This window comes from Aestuariibius sp. HNIBRBA575, from assembly GCF_040932005.1.
Classification (GTDB): Bacteria; Pseudomonadota; Alphaproteobacteria; order Rhodobacterales; family Rhodobacteraceae; genus CANLNM01.
The window spans coordinates 1,482,810-1,506,296 of sequence record NZ_CP162414.1 but is presented as its reverse complement, the minus strand read 5'-3'; the positions used below and the strand labels follow the sequence as shown (position 1 = coordinate 1,506,296).

General features: G+C 54.4%; 22 protein-coding genes and 1 tRNA gene. 4 read left to right on the top strand and 19 right to left on the bottom strand.

Annotated elements, in window-relative coordinates; all coding sequences use genetic code 11:
• Positions 1–67: 67 nt before the first annotated feature.
• The 5 genes from dctP to AB1F12_RS07615 form a co-directional block, all read right to left on the bottom strand.
• The gene (gene dctP / locus AB1F12_RS07635; RefSeq protein ID WP_368187880.1) at positions 68–1,078 is read right to left on the bottom strand and encodes a TRAP transporter substrate-binding protein DctP; all 1,011 of its coding nucleotides are present in this window, start codon (positions 1,076–1,078) and stop codon (positions 68–70) included.
• 115 nt (positions 1,079–1,193) lie between these two features.
• Positions 1,194–2,534 (bottom strand): sigma-54-dependent transcriptional regulator, encoded by a 1,341-nt coding sequence (locus AB1F12_RS07630; protein ID WP_368187878.1) that lies wholly within the window; start codon positions 2,532–2,534, stop codon positions 1,194–1,196.
• A 15-nt stretch (positions 2,535–2,549) separates the two neighbouring features.
• Positions 2,550–4,292 (bottom strand): ATP-binding protein, encoded by a 1,743-nt coding sequence (locus AB1F12_RS07625; RefSeq protein WP_368187877.1) that lies wholly within the window; start codon positions 4,290–4,292, stop codon positions 2,550–2,552.
• Positions 4,293–4,426: 134 nt separating this feature from the next.
• Positions 4,427–4,633, bottom strand: a complete 207-nt coding sequence (locus AB1F12_RS07620) for a cold-shock protein (RefSeq protein ID WP_368187875.1) — start codon at positions 4,631–4,633, stop codon at positions 4,427–4,429.
• A 180-nt stretch (positions 4,634–4,813) separates the two neighbouring features.
• Positions 4,814–5,848 carry a helix-turn-helix domain-containing protein gene (locus tag AB1F12_RS07615; RefSeq protein ID WP_368187873.1) on the bottom strand — a complete coding sequence of 345 codons (1,035 nt, stop codon included), beginning with the start codon at positions 5,846–5,848 and terminating at the stop codon, positions 4,814–4,816.
• A 140-nt stretch (positions 5,849–5,988) separates the two neighbouring features.
• On the opposite strand from AB1F12_RS07615, the gene AB1F12_RS07610 reads away from it, so the two are divergent.
• The gene (locus tag AB1F12_RS07610; RefSeq protein WP_368187871.1) at positions 5,989–7,059 is read left to right on the top strand and encodes an alpha/beta hydrolase family protein; all 1,071 of its coding nucleotides are present in this window, start codon (positions 5,989–5,991) and stop codon (positions 7,057–7,059) included.
• 112 nt (positions 7,060–7,171) lie between these two features.
• On the opposite strand, the gene AB1F12_RS07605 is transcribed toward AB1F12_RS07610, so the two are convergent.
• From AB1F12_RS07605 to AB1F12_RS07590, 4 genes are all read right to left on the bottom strand, one after another.
• Entirely contained in the window at positions 7,172–8,215 is a 1,044-nt protein-coding gene (locus AB1F12_RS07605; RefSeq protein ID WP_368187870.1) for a permease, read from the bottom strand.
• The gene (locus AB1F12_RS07600) at positions 8,202–8,543 is read right to left on the bottom strand and encodes an ArsR/SmtB family transcription factor (RefSeq protein ID WP_368187868.1); all 342 of its coding nucleotides are present in this window, start codon (positions 8,541–8,543) and stop codon (positions 8,202–8,204) included. Before AB1F12_RS07600 ends, AB1F12_RS07605 begins: the two co-directional genes overlap by 14 nt.
• Before the next feature lie 165 nt (positions 8,544–8,708).
• Complete coding sequence (locus tag AB1F12_RS07595; protein ID WP_368187866.1) at positions 8,709–10,271, bottom strand: alanine/glycine:cation symporter family protein; 1,563 nt, start codon at positions 10,269–10,271, stop codon at positions 8,709–8,711.
• Between the two features lie 9 nt (positions 10,272–10,280).
• Positions 10,281–10,718, bottom strand: a complete 438-nt coding sequence (locus tag AB1F12_RS07590) for a universal stress protein (protein ID WP_368187864.1) — start codon at positions 10,716–10,718, stop codon at positions 10,281–10,283.
• A gap of 196 nt (positions 10,719–10,914) precedes the next feature.
• On the opposite strand from AB1F12_RS07590, the gene AB1F12_RS07585 reads away from it, so the two are divergent.
• The 3 genes from AB1F12_RS07585 (at position 10,915) to AB1F12_RS07575 (ending at position 13,500) form a co-directional block, all read left to right on the top strand.
• Positions 10,915–11,373: an Lrp/AsnC family transcriptional regulator gene (locus tag AB1F12_RS07585; protein WP_368187861.1), complete on the top strand. Its 459-nt coding sequence runs from the start codon at positions 10,915–10,917 to the stop codon at positions 11,371–11,373.
• Between the two features lie 131 nt (positions 11,374–11,504).
• The gene (locus AB1F12_RS07580) at positions 11,505–12,392 is read left to right on the top strand and encodes a LysR family transcriptional regulator (RefSeq protein WP_368187859.1); all 888 of its coding nucleotides are present in this window, start codon (positions 11,505–11,507) and stop codon (positions 12,390–12,392) included.
• Positions 12,393–12,471: 79 nt separating this feature from the next.
• A complete protein-coding gene (locus AB1F12_RS07575; RefSeq protein WP_368187858.1) occupies positions 12,472–13,500 on the top strand; it encodes a zinc-binding dehydrogenase in 1,029 nt (342 codons plus the stop codon).
• 89 nt (positions 13,501–13,589) lie between these two features.
• Here the strand turns inward: AB1F12_RS07575 and AB1F12_RS07570 are convergent.
• From AB1F12_RS07570 to acuI, 10 genes are all read right to left on the bottom strand, one after another.
• Positions 13,590–13,679: transfer RNA gene (locus tag AB1F12_RS07570), tRNA-Ser, on the bottom strand.
• A gap of 47 nt (positions 13,680–13,726) precedes the next feature.
• Entirely contained in the window at positions 13,727–14,587 is an 861-nt protein-coding gene (locus AB1F12_RS07565) for a GMP synthase (protein ID WP_368187857.1), read from the bottom strand.
• Between the two features lie 90 nt (positions 14,588–14,677).
• On the bottom strand, positions 14,678–15,274 hold the full coding sequence (locus tag AB1F12_RS07560; protein ID WP_368187855.1) for a TetR/AcrR family transcriptional regulator: 597 nt from the start codon (positions 15,272–15,274) through the stop codon (positions 14,678–14,680).
• Positions 15,275–15,300: 26 nt separating this feature from the next.
• Positions 15,301–16,017, bottom strand: a complete 717-nt coding sequence (locus AB1F12_RS07555; protein WP_368187853.1) for an alanyl-tRNA editing protein — start codon at positions 16,015–16,017, stop codon at positions 15,301–15,303.
• A complete protein-coding gene (locus tag AB1F12_RS07550; RefSeq protein WP_368187851.1) occupies positions 16,014–18,398 on the bottom strand; it encodes a DUF3772 domain-containing protein in 2,385 nt (794 codons plus the stop codon). The genes AB1F12_RS07555 and AB1F12_RS07550 overlap by 4 nt, the downstream gene beginning before the upstream one ends.
• Positions 18,395–19,423 (bottom strand): cysteine synthase A, encoded by a 1,029-nt coding sequence (locus tag AB1F12_RS07545; RefSeq protein WP_368187849.1) that lies wholly within the window; start codon positions 19,421–19,423, stop codon positions 18,395–18,397. Before AB1F12_RS07545 ends, AB1F12_RS07550 begins: the two co-directional genes overlap by 4 nt.
• Positions 19,424–19,476: 53 nt before the next feature.
• A complete protein-coding gene (locus tag AB1F12_RS07540; RefSeq protein WP_368187848.1) occupies positions 19,477–20,595 on the bottom strand; it encodes an NUDIX domain-containing protein in 1,119 nt (372 codons plus the stop codon).
• A 4-nt stretch (positions 20,596–20,599) separates the two neighbouring features.
• On the bottom strand, positions 20,600–21,040 hold the full coding sequence (locus AB1F12_RS07535; RefSeq protein WP_368187846.1) for a TrgA family protein: 441 nt from the start codon (positions 21,038–21,040) through the stop codon (positions 20,600–20,602).
• A 25-nt stretch (positions 21,041–21,065) separates the two neighbouring features.
• The gene (locus AB1F12_RS07530; RefSeq protein ID WP_368187845.1) at positions 21,066–22,277 is read right to left on the bottom strand and encodes a class I SAM-dependent methyltransferase; all 1,212 of its coding nucleotides are present in this window, start codon (positions 22,275–22,277) and stop codon (positions 21,066–21,068) included.
• Positions 22,278–22,449: 172 nt separating this feature from the next.
• Positions 22,450–23,442, bottom strand: coding sequence for an acryloyl-CoA reductase (gene acuI, locus AB1F12_RS07525; protein ID WP_368187843.1), 993 nt, complete (start codon positions 23,440–23,442; stop codon positions 22,450–22,452).
• Positions 23,443–23,487 lie beyond the last annotated feature (45 nt).

Here is a 23,487-nt window from a genome sequence, read left to right as displayed (position 1 = left end):
CGGTGAAAATGCAATGCGCCCCGCATCTGGTCGACAAATGCGGGGCGGTTTTTTTTGGATGTCGCGCTTAGTTTGCGTCTGCGATCATACCGGTGACGAGGTCATATAGTTCCTGCGCAGGCAGGCCCCGTGCTGTGTTGTCTTCGATCCAAGCAGCGGCGGCCGGGGCTGCGGCGGCTTCTTTGAAGGATGCGATTTCAGCATCAGTGAAGGTGACACTTTCGATACCGCGCTCTTCCAATGCAGGACCCCAGGCGTTCATCGTGTTGTTGGAATAGAAATCAACATAATGATCCAACGCTTCGTCAACTGATCCCAGCAGAGCTTCGCGATGTTCATCAGACAGATCCGCCAACGCATCGGAATTCACCACAACCGGGCAATTCACTGTGCCGGGGTTCAGGTTGGTGGTCCACCATGTGCCGTTTTCGATTGTGCCAAACGACATATGCGCATGTGGCGCAAAGCTCACGGCCTTAACGATGCCGCTATCCATGGCTTGGCGCACTTCGGTGGCGGACATGGATGTGGGCACAGCGCCGATGGTTTCCATCGCAGCACCGATACCGCCGGTTGCCCGCACGCTCAGACCTGCGAAATCGTCCAAAGTCGACGGCGCATCACCGGACCCAACCAAGTTGTACTGTGGCAATGGCGATGGCATCAGCAATGTGGCGTTCCAGCGGCCCAGATCTTCTTGGACGGCGGGGTGCTGATATACAGCCATGGACAATTCCACCTCTTGTTCCAGCGAAGTCACGCCCAGAAACGGCAATTCCAACACGGTGATCGATGGGTTTTTGTCGCGGTGATAGCCTGCACAGAACTGCGCCATTTCAAACGCGCCGATGGAAATGCCGTCCAGGTTTTCTTTGTTGTTGGACAGGCCACCATAATTGACAACCAAGGTAAACTCGCCGTTGGTTTTTTCGCTGACCAGTTCGGCCAGACGTTCAACATGTTCAGTAAACGCGCGGCGTTGGCCCCAAACGGATACGTTCCATTCCGTGGCCAAAGCTTGGGATGCAAAGGCCAGTGTGACGGCGGCTATCGCGGTGCGGTTCAGATACTTGCGCATGGTGTTTCCTCCCAGATGCATGCAAATTGATGCCGCATCATCGGACAGATTTCCCGCTTTGCCTATGAAGGAAATTGCCCAAGCCCCGCACCCTGCCCTGCGGATTTCCGCAGAGCTAAATCAGCGCATCTTTGTCGAGGCTGAGCTTAACGATTTTTTCGTTTAGCGTGCGCCGCCCAATGCCCAAGGCTTCGGCGGTGGCATCCATTCGGCCCTGATGCGCGCGCACGGCTTTGGCGATCAATTCGCGTTCAAACGCGGCCACAGCAGCACGTAATGTATCTGGCACATCGTCCAATTGCTGATCGCTGCGGATGGCAGCCCCCATCGACCCGCCCCCACGACGCGCCGCCAGAACCCGACGTTCGCAGACATTGCGCAATTCACGCACATTGCCGGGCCAATCATGGGCCACCAAAGCGGCCAGATCGTCCTGACTGATTTCGGGCACGGCAATTTCATAAATCCGCGCATATTCCTGCAAAAAATGCGCCGCCAGCAATGTCAGATCTTGGCGACGTTGCCGCAGGGCCGGGATTGTCAGGATGACCGTGTTGATGCGAAACAACAAATCCTGCCGCAGTCGATTGTCACGCACGGCCTGATCCACGTCTTCGTTGGTGGCCGACACGATGCGGATGTCTATGGGAACCGGCTGATTGCCTCCAACGGGCAGAATTGTTTTATCCTCAATGACGCGCAGCAATTTGGCCTGAACAGCCGGTGGGCAGGAACAGATTTCATCCAGAAACAACGTCCCGCCTGATGCGGCCAACAGACGTCCATCGCCGCCATCCACGCTGCCAAACATATCAACCTCAAAGGTTTCAGGCGACAGCGCGGCGCAGTTGATAGCCAGAAAAGGCGCATCCGGGCTGGCGCTGAGATCGTGCAAGGCGCGCGCAACCAGCTCTTTGCCAGTGCCGGTTTCACCTTCGACCAAAACGGCGGCTTCTGTTTCGGCCAGATCCAGAATATCGCGCCGCAAATCCACGACCGATTGGCTTTGACCCAATAAAACCCGGTCCAGACCGGACAGATTATAAAGCCGTTCCTTTAGGCGGGAATTGCTATGTTTCATCCGGTTTTGTTCTGCGGCGTGGCGCAGAATGGTCAGTAACCGACGGGGTTCACAGGGTTTTTCAACGAAACTATAAGCTCCGTCCTGAATGGCCTGCACCGCCATCGGGATGTCACCATGCGCCGAAATCAACACCAATGGCGGCGCCAAATTGACATCCAGCGATGATAGCAATTCCAGTCCCGACATGCCCGGCATCCGCACATCTGACAGGATCACATCGGGCATGAATCCGGTTAAAATGTCGGCAACTTTGGTGGCGCGCGACACGGATTGCGCCCGCCAGCCTGCAGCTTCTAACAATTCCACCAAAGAGGCCCGCATGGATTTGTCATCATCCACAATCAGAATGCTAAACGAATGTGCCGCGCTCATGTGATTTGCCTCGCTCTAAACTGTGTCGCCATCGCTGATCGGGAATGTCACCGTAAAAATTGCTCCCCCCGTGTCAACATTTTCGGCCACCATCGTGCCGCCATGATCGCTGACGATGCTCGATGAAATCGCAAGCCCCAGCCCCATGCCACGCCCACTTTCGCGGGTGGTGACAAACGGTTCCTGCAAATCCGCCAGGGTTGCCTGGCCCAGACCATGGCCATTGTCCCGAATATCAAACCAGTGATTTTGATCCGAAACCCCAACCCGCACATGGATCTGGGGGGCATCACTGTCTTCGACCGCATCCACGGCGTTGCGCAACAGATTGGTCATGACTTGCTCTATGCGCAGATTGCTGCCCCGCACCCAAACCGGATGATCCGGCAAATCCACCCGCACATCAACATGAAACGCGTCGACATTTGGTTCCACCAAGGCCAGCGCGGCGCGCAGGGACCCGCATAGATCAACATCGTTAAACTCTTCTTGGCCTGTACGCGCAAAGAATTTGAGCTGCCGGGTGATGCCTTCCATACGGTCCACCAGACCAAAAATGGTCTGGGTCAGCTTGGTCTGGGGCGTGTCCCCCTGCCCCTGCCCCTGCGCGCGAAATTCGGCGGCGGTCAGATGGTTGCGCATGGCGGCAATCGGTTGACCCAGCTCATGTGTGACAGAGGCTGATAATTGACCCAATGCGGCCAATCGACTGGCCCGTTGCAATTCCTGTTGCGTGCGCTGCAAACGGCGTTCGGCGGTGGTGCGTTCGGTGATTTCCACGGCCAGACGTTCATTGGCCTTGCGCAGTTTCAACTCTTCCATTTCGGACCGGCGCAGGGCGGCGGCAACTCTGTTGTTGCGCTGGATTTGCACGATGACCAACCCCACACCGGCCAGCAATACCGCGAGCGCCGTCACCAAAGAAGCCCGCGCATCAGCACGGTCATCGCTGGCAAAATAGTGGATATTCCAGCCATGCGGCTGTGTGGTCGCCGTCAGATGCATGTGTTCCGCACCCGCGATTTCGGCCCGCTGATCTGGCAACATCGCCCAATCCAGCGGCGCCAGTTCCTGACCGGGAAATTGGCGGGATGCTTGGATACGGGCGCGTTGGTTGGGGGTTAGGTCCTGCAACATCCGGTAACGCCACGCCGGATCGGATGACAGCAACACCACCCCATCGGCATTGGATAGCAACACCTGTTCGCCAGATCCCCGCCAGCTTTGTTCCAGTTGTGCAAAGCCAATTTTGATCGCGATCACCCCGCGAATGTCCCCGGCCCCATCGCGCACCGCATCGGTGATAAAATATCCCGGTAGCCCTGTGGTGGTGCCAATCGCATAAAACCGGCCCTGTTGCCCGGCCATGGCCTGACTGAAATAGGGGCGAAACGAATAATTCTGCCCAACAAAGCTGGAAGGCAGATGATGATTAGAGGCCGCGATGGTCAAACCGTTCTGATCCATCAGATAGATCGCTTCTAATCCGGCCTGATCGGCAAATCCGCGCAGGCGCATATTCAACGCATCCGTGTCCTGCCCCATGGCCGTGTCGATCACAATCGGGTCGCGTGACAACACAAAGGTCAGATGCGAAAAGCGGTTAAATTCCGCGTCCACAGCCGCGCGAAACAGCGACAGACGGCCCTCTGCTTTGGCCAGTTCTTCGGATACGAAATAGCTGTGAGACACGCGGAAAATGCCCGCCGCAATTGCGATGGCCAGCAGCAATGTCAGAAGTTTTGGCAAAAAACGCATGATTTCGATTGGCGCGTATCCCACCCAAAGGCAAGATATTTTTGTTTTCTGCCGGGGTAATAATCGGGATCACGCAACAAAAAACGCGGCCCCCATTACGGGAACCGCGCTTCAAATCTTGGAATATCGTTGGCTTATGCCAGTTCGATATTAACCGCAGATTCACGACCGTCACGGCCAGCTTCGACGTCAAAAGTCACTTTTTGATCGTCAGCCAGACCAGTCAGGCCGGAACGCTCAACTGCAGAAATGTGTACAAACACATCTTTGCTGCCGCCTTCGGGTGCGATAAAACCAAAACCTTTAGTTGCGTTGAACCATTTTACGGTGCCATTAGCCATATCCGTAATCTCCTAAAAATGCGCTGCCCGCATTATGCGACAGCTTGGCGTGGTCGGTCTGGATCGAAAAGACTGAACGCCGGATTAGGGAGACAGTGGTCGAAAAAGAAAAACGTCTGCAAGCGCTGTGTAGGGCGAAGTCCAAACTGACGCAAGCAATGATATCGCGAATTCCGTTAATCATTTATCCATGTTTTGCGCACGGTTTTGGCTGCGCCAGCGCGAAGGTGTGGTTTGGGTGACCCTCAGAAATTCCCGATTGAAATTGGATTTTGACGCAAACCCCGCCGCCAATGAAATGTCGATGACGGATTTTTCGGTCTTTATCAGCATCTCGCAGGCATCCTGAATGCGATGGTTGTTTACAAATTGCGACACACTGATGCCACGGGCACGGTTGATCGCGTTGGACACCTGACGATCAGGAACCCCCAACCGGCGTGACAATCGGCGCAGGCTCAGGTCTTCGGTTTTGTGCAATCCGTCCTGTGCAAACAACGTTTCGAGTTTGGCGATTATCGTCACATCCTGATCGGTTGGTGTATTTTGTGCCGCGTCGATGTCGACAGGATCGTTGGTTTCTGTTTCCGACTGCCCGCCCGAGCGCGCAAAGAGCGCAGCGCCGCCGATCACCAAGACAAATCCCGTTTGCACAAATGTCAGAACCAGCCCCGCATTTCGCCCCTGATTTTGGATAAAATCGTAAATCAGGTAGACATCCGTCAGCCCCGACGCAATCAACGCAAGCCCCGTCAGCCCCATGGCAAAAACGATGTCACGCGCATTGTTAAACGGGGAAAATATCATTTGATCAGGGCCATGCGCGGTCAATCGCAGCAACATCCCGCCAAAGCCAAGATATGTCATTAGGATCAACGCATCCGCCAAATCTGGCAGTGTAAAAAACACCGCCCAATTCAGGCCGATCACCCCAAGGGGCCAATAGCCCCACCCGATTTGCCGTCTGGTTAGCCCGCGATAGGCCAAATAGGCGATCACCGGCAAAATCGGCGCCAACATCGCCATCAGCCCCGCCGCCCATGTCACGTCATATCCCCATCGCAACGTGCTAAACAGGGATTGCAGCGCATAAAGCCCCAACAACGCCGCAAACAGTTGATGACTGCGCAGCGCCATGTCGCGCACCCAAATGAACCGACCACATAACAGCCCCAGAAACAGGGTCGCAAATAACGGCAAAGGAACAAATAACATAAATCGGGCTCTGCGTGGTTTGGATTGGGTTTTCTTATCCTCAATCGCGATCTGAGACGACCTCAAACGTGATTTAGGACGATGGTTTTTTGCACATCCCCCATCCTCTAATCCAGATCACCACCCAAACGGAGTTTCCGATGTCACGTTTCAAGTCCTTCGCCAAAACGGCTCTCAAATCCACATTTGCCCTGTCATTGTTGGGTTTGTCGGGATGGGCCGCCTATGAAATAACCCGCCCCGCCTATACGGGGGGCGCTGGGATCAGTTCGGGCTCCGCCTATGCGCCAATCCGCGACAGGTCCGTGAAATTTGATATCTGGTATCCAGCCCAACCCGGTGGAAAAACCGTCAATGTTGGGGGCAATGGCGTGTTTTACAGCACAGCGGCCGGGCGCAATGCCCCCCACCTAGAGGGTCGGTTTCCGATGGTGATTATGTCTCATGGTGCGGGGGGAAATTCCGGGCAATTTGGGTGGATTGCATCGCAATTGGCCCATGCGGGGTTTGTTGTTGTCCTGCCCAATCACCCCGGCACCACAACGGGCAATGCTTCGGCGCAGGCGGCTGTGCGGGTGTGGGAACGGCCGGCTGATATTTCGGCGGTTCTGGATGAAATCACCGAAAATCCAGACCAATACCCTTATATTGATCCCACACGCATTGGGACGCTGGGATTTTCGGCGGGGGGCTATACCGCGATGGCCGTGTCGGGCGCGCGGGTTGATCCCGACCTGTTGCAGCGGTTTTGTGACGACACGGATCATGGCATGTCCGATTGCGCGTTTTTGGCCCATTTCGGGGTCAATTTGCATGACTTTGATTTATCGCCCGCCGCGGCGGATTTATCAGATGATCGCATCCGTGCGACCATTGTTGTGGATCCGGGGATCGTCGAAACCCTCACCGCTGACAGCCTGTCATCCATCGATATCCCGATGATGGTGCTCAACCTTGGTGTGGAACCTGACGTGCCCGCAGGCGTTTATGCGCGCCCTGCTGCGGAATTGATCGCACAGGCCGAATATCGCGCCATTCCGGATGCGACCCATTTTAGTTTTCTGGCCGAATGCAAACCTGACGGGGCGCGCATTTTGGAAAACGAAGATGAGTTGGACCCGCTTTGCGATGATGCCGGTGGGCGGTCACGCGCGGCCATTCATCGGGAATTGTCAGATGTGATTGTCACCTATCTGAAGGCCCAGCTGTAATACAAATTGGACAAGCGGAGATGACCGCCGCTTGTCCACAAACACATCACATGCAATCTGTGTCATAACGCATATGGGGTTATGACCATTATTATTTCCAGAAAAAACCATATCAAATCAGGGACATATAGGCATTAAACACCAATCCCGACACGATTGCTCCGCCCATACCCAGCCCGATATAGGCTGCAAAAATGGGTTTTTTAACCAAGGCAAACACCGCCGTCATAGCCGGAATGGACGTCACCCCGCCTGCGATCATGAATGTCATCGCTGCGCCCGCGCTCATGCCTTGTTCGATTAAACCAGAAACCAAAGCTGGGGCCGCGTAACCGTTTAGATAGGCAGGCGCGCCGACAAACGCGCTAACAAAGATGGGTTGCAGGCCGGTTCCGCCAACAATGCCAGCAATAGTTTCCGCGGGAATGTACCGGATCATCAAGCTTTCAAACAGATAGGCCAGCGACAACCATTTTAACAAAAACCAACCATTGCTACGTATTTCATACCAAAAGGTCGCTCTGCGGGCATCGTCGGTCCAAAAATCCCAGACCGGTTTGCCTTGGAATGGTTTTTGTGGCCCACATCCACAGCTGGCTGGCTCAGATTTTTGTAACAGAACGTTGCCAAAATATCCGGCACGCACGGCGAAATGGCTGATGAAACCACCAGACAATCCCAACGCCACCGCAAAGATCGTTTTGGCCAAAGCAAAGGTCCAGCCCAGTTCGCCTGACGTGATCAGAAATATCGCAGGATCCATAATCGGAGAAGTCAGCCACAGCGCCATCACCGCAGATAAAGGCGTGCCAATTGCCAGCAAGGCCGCGATAAACGGAATGATTTCGCAGCTGCAAAACGGCGACAATCCCCCAACCAACGATGCCAACAGGATCATCCGGGCTTCGTTGCCCTGAAACGCGCTGGCAACCAGTTTTTCCGCGCCCGTTGCTTTTAGAAATCCGATCGCGCCAATCGCCAATGCCATATAGGGGGCAGTATTTAGGATTGCGTTTTTGGTAAATGTCAGACTGGGGATCACTTGGGTGATATCCACCAATGCCAGCCCAACGATGACGGCCAGAATGAAAAGAAACACGCGGTCCATATTCTTTGCCACGCTCAAACTGTGGGCGCTCATATCAGCCATTGTCATTGGGTGTCTCCTGTTGCTGATCAGCGCAGCATTCTTCGGTCAGATAGGCCAGAAGCGCGTTCATGTTTTCATAATTGGCCGTGTTAAATATCGTGCGCCCGTCGCGGCGTTGCACAATCAGACCCGCCATTTTCAGCGCGGCAATATGATGTGACAAGGTTGATGCGGCGATGCCGAGCTGGTCTTGGATCACACCGACGGACAACCCGCCCTCACCTGCCCGCACAAGCAAACGGTAAATACGCAAACGGCTTTCGCCACCTAATGCAGACAACATCAAAGCAGCCAGCGCTTCGCGTTCTTGGGGATTTGTTTTGGAATCAATCATACGATAAAACTAGATTTATCGAAATGACATTGCAAGTTAAAACCGAGCCCCCCTACCCGACGCGGACCTCCCGCCTTATTCTGCGGGCCAGTCAAAAAGGCATAAACAAAAAAGACCCCGACGCAAATCAATGCGTCGGGGCGTGTCAGTTTCAGGTTCGATTGTTTAGTGATCGAACTTCTTGATTTCGCCTGATTGCAAACGGGACGCATAAGAAGACAGTTCTTCTTTGACCAGTTTCATCAAGAAATAGAGGCAGAAGATATTCACCACAGCCATAGCAAAGATCGCCGCATCAGAGAAGTCGATAACCGGACCAAGCGACGCCGCCGCACCGATCACGATAAAGATGCAAAAGATCACTTTGAACACCAGCTCAGATGTCTGGCCTTCGCCAAACAGGTAAGTCCAAGCTTTCAATCCGTAATAGCTCCAGGAAATCATGGTTGAGAAGGCAAACAACACAACCGCGATTGCCAGAACATAGGGGAACCAGCTGATCCCGGATGCAAAGGCCGCCGATGTCAACGACACGCCCGAATTGCCATCCACAGTCGCAATCGCGCTGCCAGCTTCATTCATCACATAGAACCCCGTTTCAGGATCTGTGATCAATTGTTGGGAAATCACGATGACCAACGCGGTCATGGTACAGATCACAACCGTATCAATCAGGGGTTCCAGCAAGGACACAAACCCTTCGGTGATCGGTTCTTTGGTTTTCACCGCCGAATGCGCAATCGCCGCCGAACCAACGCCGGCTTCGTTCGAAAACGCTGCACGTTTGAAACCTTGGATCAGCGCACCAACCATGCCGCCAGCAACGCCCAGACCGGTAAAGGCCCCGGCAAAGATCTGGCCAAAAGCCCAACCGATTTGGTCATAGTTTACAATCAGGATGATCGCAGCCGCACCCACATAAAGCAAGCCCATGAAAGGAACCACTTTTTCGGTCACGTTTGCGATGGATTTGATCCCACCAACGATCACGGCAAACACCACAGCCGCAAAAACGATACCTGTGATCCAGCCCGGATAGTCACCAACGATGCCGGAAATCTGTGCATGGGCTTGGTTGGCTTGGAACATGTTACCGCCGCCTAGCGCACCCAAGATACAAAAGATCGAAAACACCACAGCGAGGATTTTACCACCCGGCAGGCCCAACTCGTTGAAACCCTTGGAAATATAATACATCGGACCACCGGACACGGTGCCGTCTGCATATTCATTCCGGTATTTCACACCCAGCGTACATTCGGTGAATTTCGATGCCATGCCCAACAGGCCAGCAAGGATCATCCAGAATGTCGCCCCCGGTCCACCAATGCCCACGGCCACCGCAACGCCGGCGATGTTGCCCAGACCCACGGTGCCGGACAGTGCCGTTGCCAAGGCTTGGAAATGGCTGACTTCGCCCGCATCATTGGGGTCGGAATAATCCCCTTTGACCAATTGAATGGCGTGTTTGAAAAACCGAAACTGAACAAACCCAAAATACAATGTGAAAATCGTGGCGGCGATCACCAACCACATCACAATCCACGGGAAATCCGTGCCCGGAAAGGGTGCAAAGATCGTCCCGACAAACGGGCCGGTCAAATTCGCGAACACTTCGTTCACTTTGTCATCAATGCCCATGGCTTCTTGGGCTTCTTGGGCCTGTGCTGCATTCGCGGCAACGGTCGCTGCCACGCCGGCAAGCGTATATTTTGCTAAATTTTTCATGGTGTTCCCTTACCCCACAACCGTGACAGGCACGTCTGCATGCATCACAAGGTTCTGCGTTGAACTGCCAAAGATCCGCTTGGCAAAACCATCCGCAGAGGCGCGCCCAACGATGATTTGCGCTCCGTCATTTTCTACTGTGATTTTGTTCAGCGTTTCTGCCACATCCCCATGCCGCACCAAACCGCTGGCGTTAAAGCCCGCATCCTTCAACGCGTTCACAGCAGGTTCCACAATCCGCGAAGTCGCCAGATTGATTTCCTCTTCGCGCCGTTTATGACGCTGCGCGTTTTCCTCGGCGGTTTGGAACGTGAATGGCGACCATTCAATCACATACACCACCAGCAACTCGCAGCTCTCAATCTTGGATGCCAAATCTTTGGCAAAACTGAGCGCCCGTTCACCGGTCCCTGTCCCATCTAGTCCAATGACAATTTTAACCGTCATTCTCTTACTCCCTAATTGGTTCTTTTTGTGCGCCAAGAGCCAATAACCCCCAGCCTAGGCATGGAAATAATGAACAATATATTTCTCATTAACCTGAATCACATTATCAGTGATTATCACTAGCAATGCTGAATTAAATAGGGCATCTTGGGGGTGATATTCCCCAGATACGGCAGTTAAACAGGTAAAATCACTGATGATAAGGGATTTAGATAAGATTGATCGACGGATCCTGGAAGAGCTGGAATCAAACGGTCGGCTCTCTATTGTGGAGCTTGCAACCCGCGTTAACCTGACCAACACCCCCTGCTCTGAACGGGTGAAACGACTGGAACGCGATGGGTTTATTTGCGGCTATCAGGCCATTTTGAACCAAGAAAAGCTGGGACTGGGACATGTCACCATTGTGCAGGTGTCGCTGGCGGCCACGGGGGGGGACAATTCGCTAGATGCGTTTAACCTTGCCGTCAAAAACATCCCAGAGGTCGAAAGCTGTCTGATGGTCACCGGATCCTTTGACTATCTGCTGACCGTGCGCACACGCGACATTCTGCATTTCCGGAACGTGCTGGGGGATCACATCAACAAATTGCCCGGCATCAACCAAACCAACTCATTTGCGGTGATGGAAACCGTGGTGCAGCGCTACGGTTAACCTATCCCCCCCCGGGCGCGGATATTTTCCTCTCAAACCGGCCCTGCCTCTCAATAATCTATACGTTTATCGCAGGTATACTGCGAAAAAACGTTGGTATTATATGCAATTATTGTTGGTATATTGAGGTCATGAACTGGAACACACTCTCATTTGACTGGAACCAAGCCCGTGCTTTTCTGGCCGTCGCACAAGAGCATTCGCTCTCTGCCGCCGCAAAAGCGTTGGGTGTGACGCAACCGACCATCACCCGACAAATCGCTGCGCTGGAAAAAGACCTGGAAGTGGTCCTGTTTGAGCGATCCGGCCGGTCTGTGACGCTCACTCCGATTGGGGTTAACCTGCTCGATCATGTGCGCGTCATGGCGAATGGGGCAAATCTGATGTCGCTCGCCGCCTCGGGGCAATCGCAAACCATTGACGGGCTGGTATGCGTCACCGCGTCAGACATGACCGCCGCCTATGTTCTGCCGGCCCTGCTGGATCAGTTAAAACGGATCGCACCGCAGCTAGAGCTGGAAATTGTATCGGATAACCGTGTCAGTGATTTACTGATGCGCGAGGCGGACATAGCCATCCGCCATATTCGCCCCGAACAGCCTGATCTGGTTGCAAAACTCGTCTGCGAAGATCCAATGCGGTTCTATGCCGTTGCGAAATACATCGATGTTTACGGGCGTCCCACGCTAGAGGACGACCATTCAAAACACCAATTTGTCAGCTTTAATGACGTCGAAGGAATGCTGGGCTACTTGGTGCCGCTTGGGCTTAAATTGACCAAACAAAACTTCAAATATGTGTCGCAATCTCAGATCGTGGAATGGGAAATCGCACGCCAAGGACACGGCATTGCGATCATGACGGACCGGATTGCATCAAAATTCCCCGAATTTGAACCCGTATTGACCGAAATCGCCCCGTTTACGGTCCCTAACTGGCTGGTTGCCCATCGGGAATTACACACCAGCCGGCGCATCCGATTGGTTTTTGATCTGATTTCCGACCTTCTTTCCCAATAACGCCCAAAAATTGGCTTTGCGTTTAACAGACGCCATGACTCCGTCTTTTTTCGACCCCCACCACAACAGGAGAGTTAACGTGAATTCCGTTCCCAATCATCGCATTGTTGTCCCGCGTCGCGGCGCGCCGGACGTCTTGACATGGACCCCCAGCCAGATCCAGCCCCCGGCAGCGGGCCATGTTCGTATTCGCGTCGAAGCCGCCGGTGTGTCTGGCTACGATTTGATGTTGCGCAAACATTGGTTCTTTGGGTTTCCCAAAACGCCCTATACGCCGGGCGAAGATCTGGTGGGGATTGTCGATGCGGTCGGACAAGGCGTGAGCGCATTCAAAGTTGGCCAAAGGGTCGCCTCTTGGACCTTTGGCCAAGGCAAAGGCTATTCGCAAATGGTTAATCGTCCGGCTGAAACGCTGGTTGCTGTGCCCGATGGGCTTGACCCGGTGGTGGCGGCTGCGATCATCACCAATTACCTCACTGCGGCGCTTACGCTTGAAAAAACCGTATGCGCCCAGCCCGGCGAACGGGTTCTGATCCATGGCGCATCGGGGGGTGTTGGCTCTGCTCTTTTGCAACTTGGGCGTTTGGCCGGTCTGGAACTATACGGGACCGCCAGCACAAAGAACGTCGGCTTTGTTCAGGAAAACGGCGCAACCGCAATCAATTATCAGACCGAAAACGTCGTGCGCCGCATCCGTAATCTGACCAAAAATGGCGTTGATATCGTGATCGATGTGGTTGGCGGTCCACGACAATTGATGCGTTCCGCCCGCAGTCTTAGACGTGGCGGGCGACTGATGATGCTGGGGATGGCGTCCACAAAGACATCTGGCGTGAAGATGATCCCGCTCAGTATTTTAACCTTGGGCCTTATTGCGCTGTGGCCCAATGGTTTAAAACTGCCAATGTCGCCCAGTATGCTGAGCTATCCGGCACGCAACCTCGATTGGTATCGCGATACTTTGACGGACCTTTTGACCCAAGCGGCCAACGGCCATTTACACCCTGCCATCGCCGCAAAAATCCCGATGCATGACGCCGCAAAGGCCCATCTGCTGTTGGAAAAAGGCGGGGTCGTCGGCAAGGTTGTGTTGGTTAACTCAATCTGATCATAAAACACCAGATTGCCACGCCCAAGGGCAATCTGGATCATTCCCAGGCAGCAAGTATCTATCACTATCATCGATTGAGGGGGTAATGGCGGACAGACAGGGATTCGAACCCTGGAGACGGTCTCCCGCCTACACACTTTCCAGGCGTGCGCCTTCGACCACTCGGCCACCTGTCCGTAGGCGGGGGTTTACTCAATAGAAGGGAGGAAGTGCAAGGGCCTTTTTAGAAAATTCTGACAGAGGCGACAAAGGGCAGATGATCGGACACTTCTTCTTTGAATTTCTCGCGCCCCATTCCCGGTTCGCCGTTGCGTGTCATCGTCCAATGCATTGGAAACAGGCGCAAAGATCCGCGGATATAATCGCCAGACCACGTGCGTGACACCGCAAAGCCATCCAGCAGGTTTGCCCGCCCTGCATCCAGAATGTGACTATACCGATCCTGCAAATCCCAACAGGACACAAAGTCCATCACATCTTCGCCGCCCAAATGGTGGAAATTGCTGACATCCTGCCCCGGGATCATGTTGAAATCCCCCATCAGCATCAACGTATGATGCCCTAGACCCGGCGTTTCGCGCACATGGGTCAGATAGTCGCCGATCACCTTGCATTGGCTGTCACGGATGTTCTGATCACCTTTGTCGCGGCCAGATTTCAGATGCACGCCCACGATGATGGCCTTGAATTTGCCAATGCGCACCTGTGCTTTGATGGCTTGGCGGCCGTTTTGATAGGCACCGTTGGAGCCGGGAATAAAGGCAATGTCAGACACGTCCACGCCCGGTTTGTGCAGGAACCCGATATTCAGGTCCGCATCAGGCTGTTTCAGGATCGACACATGGTATTGTACGCCATACTCGGCCAGCAGGACGTCCGCCAAACGTTGGATATGATCCAGCGGGTTCACTTCGACCAAGGTGACCAATTCGGCGTCCAGCAGGGCCAAACCTTCGGCCTGACGCGCGGTGCGTTCCTCCGACATTGGTTTGGGCACCCAATTGGGATCATTGAAGTTGCGGAATTGAAAACCGGCCAAATTCCAAACGGCGATCCGGGCAATCGAATGGGTAAACTGGGGCATGGTGTCCTCCTGCATGTTAAGATGCAGGGAGAGCGTGACAGCGGTGTGACGCTGGGGCAATGCGGGTATTCCAGACCGATCCCCTGTCCGTCAGGGTGCGTATGCCCCCAAAAACATATCGACACATTCGGCGATAACGGCGTCGTCGGATCGCGGCAATGGCGCAGATTCCCCAAACAAAAACAACGGCGTAAAGAAAAATGTTTTGACCATGGAAACCAGTTTTCGCGCCGCAAATTTCGGATCATCCGCGCGCAGTTTGCCCGCATTCATCGCCTGCGCAATCAAATGTTCCACCGGGTTGTCATGGGCCTGAACATGGGCAAAGGCCCGTTTGGCCAGCGCAGTGTCGCGCAGAAATTCAGCCATGACGATGCGGTTCAGACCCAAATGCTGCTCGGTTGTGGTGCCCGCAATATAGATATTGATCGCGGTGATCAGTTGATCACGCACGGGCAGTTCAGGATCAAAATCGGTGATCTGAATGGCCGCATTTTGGGCGAAAACCACGTCGATGATCGCTTCAAACAGCGCCTCTTTGCTGTCAAAATGATTATAAAGCGTGCGGGTCGACACATTGGCGCGCGCAGCAATTTTGGTGATCCGGGCCGCGCCAAATCCATTGTCCTGAAATTCTCCAATCGCCGCGTCCAAAATGGATTGCCGTTTCTGATCCGTCAGCCGCATATCATAATGCCTTTTCGTGGTCGCCCTCAGGCAAGGTGCAGATAAACCCGGCGGTTCTGTTTGCCTTTTTTCTCAATCTTGCCGATGCGGACCTGACCGATTTCCAGCGTGCGCGCCACATGGGTGCCGCCACAGGGCTGTAGATCGGCGACATTGGCCCCTTCTCCGATTTGTACCAACCGGATACGACCCGACCCGCGCGGCGGTTGCACCGACATGGTTTTAACCAGACCGGGATTGGCGTCCAGTTCGGCGTCGGTGATCCAGCTGTCACTGATTGGCAGGTTCATGGAAATCAACTGATTGATGGCCACTTCCAGCTCTTCTTTGGCACTGGGGGCGTCGGGCATGTCAAAATCCAACCGCCCCTTTTCGGCACTGATCGACCCACCGGTAACGGGCAATGGAATAACCACCGACAGCAAATGCAACGCCGTATGGACCCGCATATGCCGGTGGCGGCGTTCCCAATTCAGGGTTTGGGTCACTTGGGTTCCTTCGGGGGGCAAAGCAGAAGGTTCTGCCGGAACCAGCACAATCTGATCCCCGTCGCCTTTGACACTGGTGGCGATTTCGATCGCCCCGCCATCCCATATCAGCCGCCCTGAATCGCCGGGTTGACCGCCACTGGTTGGGTAGAAAATGCTTTGATCCAACACGATCCCCCCCTCTTCGGTCAATGTGGTGACAGTTCCGACAGCATCACGCAGATAGGCGTCATCGCGAAACAGTGGCAGGGTCATGGCTTGTCTCCTTGGGCATCTGGATCAGCATCGTTGTGATCGTCAATTTGCGACGTTTCGGGCGCCGCCGAGTTGGCAGGTGGCGCGGTCTTGGGCGACAACGCTTCTGGGTTGCGCAGCCAGATATCACGCTGGGCAAATGGGATTTCGATGTTTTCCTCGGTGAACCGGCGCGCAATGGCGTGGTTCATTTCGGATTTCACACTCAGCACCCAATTCACGTCCCGCAATATCGCGCGAATTTCGAAATCCAGACTATCCGCCCCAAAGCCCTGAAACACCACTGATGGCGCAGGGTTCAACAGCACCATCGGGTGGCTTTCTGCGATTTCCTGCAGGATTTGTGCGACGCGATCCGTATCCGTGCCATAGGCAACCCCAACGGGCACAATCACCCGTCCCACGGAATTGCCACGCGTCCAGTTGGTCACCAGCCCCGACACCAGATCCGAGTTGGGCACAATCACATCGGTCCGATCAAAGGTTTCGATCCGGGTCGATCGCACAGAAATATCGCGCACATAGCCCATCTGGCTGCCGACCTCGATCCAGTCGCCCTGCGAAATAGGGCGTTCGATCAACAGGATGATCCCCGAAACAAAGTTCGACACGATATTTTGCAGGCCAAAACCGATGCCAACCGACAACGCACCGGCGACCAAGGCGATGTTGGATAAATCAATCCCAGCCATGGTGATCGCCACCAAAGACGCGATGAAAATCCCGATATAGCCCACGCCAGACACGATGGCGTTGCGTCCGCCCAAATCCAGTTTGGTGCGCGGCAAAATGGTGGATTTCAGCGCGCTCTGGATCAGGCGGGTCAATACATAACCAGCAGCAAAGACCAACAAAAACGTTAGAAAATCCGTCGGAGAGATTTTGGTATCACCAAGGCTGAACCCTTCACGGAACCACGCCCAGACTTCGGTTAGGTCCGAAACCCGCGCGCCCCAGATCAACATCAAAACCGGCATGGCAAAAAAGGCCAAGCCAAAGCTGATCAGAACCGGCGTCAGGGCTGTGGTGTTGTTTTCGGGATCATTGCCAAGCGCCAAGGCGTAGACATCAAACACCAGCACCATCAGCAGACCCACAATGCCAAACAGGCCCAGGCTCATGATTGTGGCATAGAGGATCAGGCTGGCCCCGGAAATATAGCCCGCAGCAGAGATAAGCGGCGCAACCACGGCCACGATCTGAATGCTGCGCCCCACCACCCGCGTCAGACGTTGGCGAAAACTGGTGGCGTCATGCACGTCTTGGTCTTCTTCCAGTGTGGGCGCCAACAATCCGCCAAGGCGAAACAACAGAAACGCTGCAAAGACATGCAACAGAAAGGTCAGAACAGATTCACCTTCGGCCGTGGCAGAGGTCAGTTGAAACAACCCCATGCCAATATCGCGCAATGCCAGAACCCAGCCCAAAGCGATCACCAAAAGCCGCCCTTGTTTACGCGCGACTTCGGTCAGGGATAACGGCCCGGATAATTCAGGCCCCACGGGGCAAAAATGATAGGCCAGCCACCGGGCCAGCACGACAACCAGCGCCCCGCTGAAAATGGATTCAGCAAATGCGACACCGCGAAAATCCAGCACATTCGCATAAATGATCCCGGCAAATAGCAGCATCAGCCCGATGGCTGGCAACAGGATCTGCCCCAGAGACACCACAAACCGCGCAACCCCTTTGCCGCGCCGTGTGACCGCGGTTGCGCCGCGTTGTAATCTGAGCGTCCAACGCTGCCCGCGCAACACCAGAACAAAGCCCAGCAGCGACAGCAATCCGGCCACTGGTAAAACGGATCCGGCATTTTGTTGCCAGACATCAGCGTTGATTTTGTTGGTAAATTCCGAATTTAGCTGGCGCAACGCTGCGGGGATTTGGGTGGCCCCGGCCCCCCAATTCGCGGGATTTAGCGGGGTGGGACCACGTTTTGTACGGGCGTCCAGCTGGCGGGTGCGAAACAGAATATCGATTTCACCAATCAGCCCATTTGCACGTGCATATGCCTCTGACGCCAGCGACACGGGCGCTTGTAATCTGGCTTGTTGATCTTCTAGGAAAATGCGCCGGGCGGTGATGCGCTCATCTTCGGGCAACTCGGTGTCGGGCAAGGCAGACAAAGCATCCAATTGCGCCTGAATTGTAGCCAGCCGATCCGCCTGTGCGCCATCCGCATTGGCAAAAATATCGCGCCAAAGGGCTATCTCTGCGCGCATATCCTCAAATATGTAATCCGATGCGCGCCCTGCCTCCAGCGCCATTTCGGCCCGGATCGCCAAGGTCGACCAGGCATCGTAATCTGGTTCATCTTGTGCGTGAACCGCGCCCGTAAGCGCGGTCCAGAACACTGCAATCAACAGGGCAAAACGGATCATACGTCTTCAAACACGCCCGGGATGCTCTGAGGACCGGTTTCCAGCCAGCTTGGCACCGGGAGTTCTTTGCTGCGCAAGAAGTCGGGGTTGAACAGCTTGGATTGATACCGGGTGCCATAGTCGCACAGCACCGTGACAATCGTGTGGCCCGGCCCCATTTCACGCGCCATGCGGATCGCGCCTGCGACGTTCACACCGGATGATCCGCCCAAACACAGGCCTTCATCCTTTAACAGATCAAACACCACCGGCAGGCTTTCTGCGTCGGGAATGCGGAATTTCATATCCGGCGTAAACCCTTCTAGGTTGGCGGTGATCCGCCCCTGCCCGATGCCTTCGGTGATGGAATTGCCGGGGTTTTCGTCACCGGTGTACAATTTGTACATGCCAGAGCCTTCTGGATCGGCCAGCGCCACTTTAACGCCTTTGGGCTGCAACGCGGCGCCAACACCGGCCAAGGTCCCGCCCGATCCAACCGCGCAGACAAACCCATCGACCTTGCCGTCGGTTTGTTCCCAGATTTCGGGACCTGTGGTTTCGATATGCGCCTGACGGTTGGCGATATTGTCAAACTGGTTGGCCCAGATCACGCCTTTGTTGGATTCGCGCGCCAGTTTTTCCGCCAAACGGCCGGAATAGCGTACGTAATTGTTCGGGTTGGAATAGGGCGCTGCGGGCACCTGAACCAATTCAGCCCCGGCCAAGCGGATCATATCCTTTTTCTCTTGGGACTGGGTTTCGGGGATCACAATCACGGTTTTGAACCCCATCGACGCCCCAACCAAGGCCAGCCCGATGCCGGTATTGCCGGCCGTGCCTTCGACGATGGTGCCGCCGGGTTTCAAGTCGCCGCGTTCAACCGCGTCTTTGATGATATAAAGCGCGGCGCGGTCTTTGACCGATTGGCCCGGATTCATAAATTCCGCTTTGCCCAAAATGGTACAGCCGGTGGCCTCGGATGCTGCGCGCAGCTGGATCAAAGGGGTGTTGCCGATTGTATCGGCCAAATCGGATTTTATGGACATTGTTGCGACCTTTTGATGTGGTTCACTAGGTGTAGGTGCGGATGGCTGCGAACTCAAGCGGTTGCGCGCAAACGATCACGATGTCGTGCCAGCCACATCAGCATCATAAACAGCGGGCCGACGTTGATTTCGCCACTGTCACAGAGCTGCATGGCGCGGTCAAATGATAGAACATGAACCCGGATGTCTTCGTTTTCCTCAACCGCGCCGCCAATATGACCATCGCGCCCCTCAAGGGATGCAAGTGCCAGATAACAATGGTGAAATTCGGTCACATAGCCCGGCGCGGGATAGCTGCGGGTGATCAATTCCAGATCCGTTAGCGTCAATCCCGCCTCTTCTTCTGCTTCGCGGCGCGCGGCGGTTTCTGGCGCTTCGGATGCGTCAACCATACCAGCGATGGGTTCCAGCAAACTGACCCCCAGATCCCCGCGCAATTTTGGCGCAAGCCGCAATTGTTCAACCATCAACACTTGGTCACGCACCGGATCATAAGGCAAAACCAGCGCGGCATCATAGCCGATGAACACTTCGCGCGGCATTTCCGGGCTCCAGTCGCCGTTCAGCTTGCGATGTTTCAACGTCACCGGTTTCAATTGAAAAAAACCGTCAAAGCCCCCGTCCCGCGGTGTGATTGTCATATCAGCCTCGGGCACGTTGCGGCGCAGATCGGTTGGCGCCGTATCACGCGCCAGAATGCGGTTCCAAGCCCGGCTCTGTGTGATGCCGTTCTGATTGTTTTCGGACATGTATTTTTCACCAACTTTGTTGAAATATCCCATGACCAATTGCGCCGTTTCCACCACCAAATCCCCATGAATTTTGGCCCAGTCTGAAATGTTCCAATCGGCCCCTTTGGGATAATCCAACTTTTGCGGGAAATAGACCTGAACCGCCGTCCCATCCGCAAGGTCGACATGTTTCAAATCATAGTCAAACCCAGATTCATAGAAATTGAGCCGGGCGATGTCTGTCTCTGATAAGTCATGCAAAACAAGACCTTGCGCGGACTTGTTCACGTCACGCTCAATCATGGGGAACGCTTCGTCTTTGACCCAATACACCCCATGATCAGGCAATGTATCGGCGCGGGTTTTGACATCTGTGCGGCCCAAAACGACATGCAGCAACGGAAGATGGCACAGGGTGCCGTAAATAAACAAAGGGGTCATAAGGTCAATCGAAACGCCGTGAGACAAGCTCGGTTAAAATCCCGGCCAGAATACCACCAACCAGCGTCACAGCCCAGACCTGAACCGTCGAAAGGAAGATCCCGTATTCATACATCAGCTCAAACACGCCGATCACGGCTTCTGGGGCGGTGTCATATTGTTTTTGCAGGGATCGCATGACCATTTCATAGGCGCACTGGAAAAACAACGCGGTGATAAACACGGCGACCGCCGCCGTTAACCCATAGCCAATCGCGCCGGAAATCCCGATGCCAGCGCGGCTTCCTGCGACGCGCCAACCGACTATCAAACCGCAGAACGCGTTGAATTCAGTATAGAAATTCAACTGACGTTCTGGTGGGTACAGGGGTTTGGTCAACTCGGAAACATACGCGGCAAGGGCTGCAAATAGGATTGCAGCCATCAATCTGGCAAATGTTGGCATCTCACTGCTCCTTGGATGATGCGCCCTATTGGATGGGTTTTTGCACCGTGATCTGTGTCACGTCACAGTTTCCGCCATGAAACGCCCCCGCGCAAGAGCAGAGGTAAAAGTTCCACATGCGGCGGAACCGTTCATCAAATCCCATTTGCGCCACGTCTTCCCAACGGGCGTTAAAAACCGCGTGCCAATGGCGCAATGTGCGGCTGTAACTTTCGCCGAATTCGATGGATTGCGCGACATTTAAGCCTGCCCGTTCGATTTCGCGGCGCAGTGCCATAGGTGACACCAACATCCCCCCAGGAAAGATGTATTTCTGGATGAAATCCACCCCCTTTTGATAAAGGTCCCAACGCTTGTCTTCTATAGTGATGATCTGAAACGTGCCTTTTGCACCGGGCTTCAACCGATCCCGAACGCTTTGGAAATAAACGGGCCAGTATTTTTGACCGACCGCTTCGAACATTTCGATGCTTGCGACCCCGTCATACAGCCCGGTTTCATCGCGATAGTCCCGCATTTTCACCTCAACCGCCCCCAATAAGTTATTTTTTTCAAAGCGTTCCATGGCGAAGTTAAACTGTTCCTGACTGATGGTTAATGCGGTAACACGTAACCCGCGTTCTTTGACGGCGTATTCCGCAAAGCCACCCCAACCACAGCCGATTTCAAGTATATGATCCCCCGGTTGCACCCCCATCTGATCCACAATCGATGCATATTTACGCCTCTGAGCGGTTTCTAAACTGTCGCTTTTTCTTTTGAATAGGGCACTGGAATAGGTCATCGATCGATCCAGCCAAAGCTCATAAAACGCGTTGCCCAGATCATAGTGATGATGGATGTTTTTGCGCGCTTGGGATTTGGAATTTGACCTCAATGCGTGGCGCAACCTTTCGTAGCACCGCAACACAGCCTGCCCCGGAAAACCATCATAAACGGCCTGATTGTCCTGATGCAGTAAATCGTGAAACGCCATCAAATCGGGCGATGACCAGCCCCCATCAACATAGGCTTCGCAAAATCCCAAATCGCCTTCGCGAATCAATCGTGCAAAAATATCCGGGTCATGAACAAGCAACGCCGCATGGTGGCCCGGCTGTTTTCCAGCCGCGCGAAACCGTCGACCGTCTGGCAAAACAAAGTCCAATTGCCCGTGTTGCATCTGTTTGCAAATGTCGAACACCTGACCAAAATATCGCGGCAGATTGGCCTGCCGACGGGTTGAATACAGGACCATTTCTGACCTCCCAATTCTACCTCGCACACGCCCATTGTTCACAGGCGGGCTGCCCTGCCAATATATCCTACGCGGGCGAATTTTTTGGAATGAGAATGGTCATGTTTGTTCAAAAGGATAGGAAATCAGGCCCCATGCGCCACATACATGTCCCCATGGGGCCTGATTATTTTTAGGCGTCTGCGACGTTTACAACAACCCGACCGCGCACTTGGCCCTGCAAAATATCCGCACCCAGTTTGGGCAGATCAGCCAATGTTGCCGGCACGATCATTGCCTCCAATTTGTCCATGGGCAGGTCCGACGCAATGCGTTCCCACGCCCGCAAACGGTTGTCATATGGTTGCATCACGCTGTCGATGCCCAACAAATTGACCCCACGCAGCAGGAACGGAATGACCGTGGCAGGTAGGCCAGCGCCCCCAGCCAAACCAACGGCCGAAACGGATGCGCCATATTTCATCTGGCCCAAAACCCGCGCCAACATCGCCCCGCCAACCGCATCAACGCAGCCCGCCCAGGTTTCCGCCTCTAGTGGACGTTTGGTGGTTTCGTTCAATTCCTCACGCGCAACAACACGGCTTGCACCCAATTGGGTCAAATATTCACCCTGTTCCGGACGGCCCGTAACACCGGCAACCTGATAGCCCAAATGCGCCAATATAGCGGTGGCAACCGAGCCAACGCCACCGGCCGCACCGGTCACTAAAACCTCTCCTTTTTCGGGGGTTAGCCCATGATCTTCGAGTGCCATAACAGCCAACATCGCCGTGAAACCAGCCGTGCCAACTGCCATTGCAGACCGTGTGTCCAACCCCGCCGGCAATGGTACCAGCCAATCGGCTTTGACGCGCGCTTTTTGTCCATAGCCGCCCCAATGGGCTTCTCCGACGCGCCAGCCCGTCAGGACGACCTTGTCGCCGGGTTTGTAACGTGGATCATCCGAAGTATCGACGGTCCCGGCAAAATCAATGCCCGGAATATGGGGATAATTGCGCACCAACCCGCCGCCCGGCCCGATGCATAACCCGTCTTTGTAGTTCACAGTCGAATATTCGACATTTACCAAAACGTCGCCTTCGGGCAGTGCGCTTTCGTCGATGTCCTGAACCGAAGCCTGCGTTTTTCCGTCGTCGTTCTTTTCTACCAACAATGCTTTGAACATTGATGTTCTCCTTATGTGGATTTACTTTAGATTCACGCGTTAATC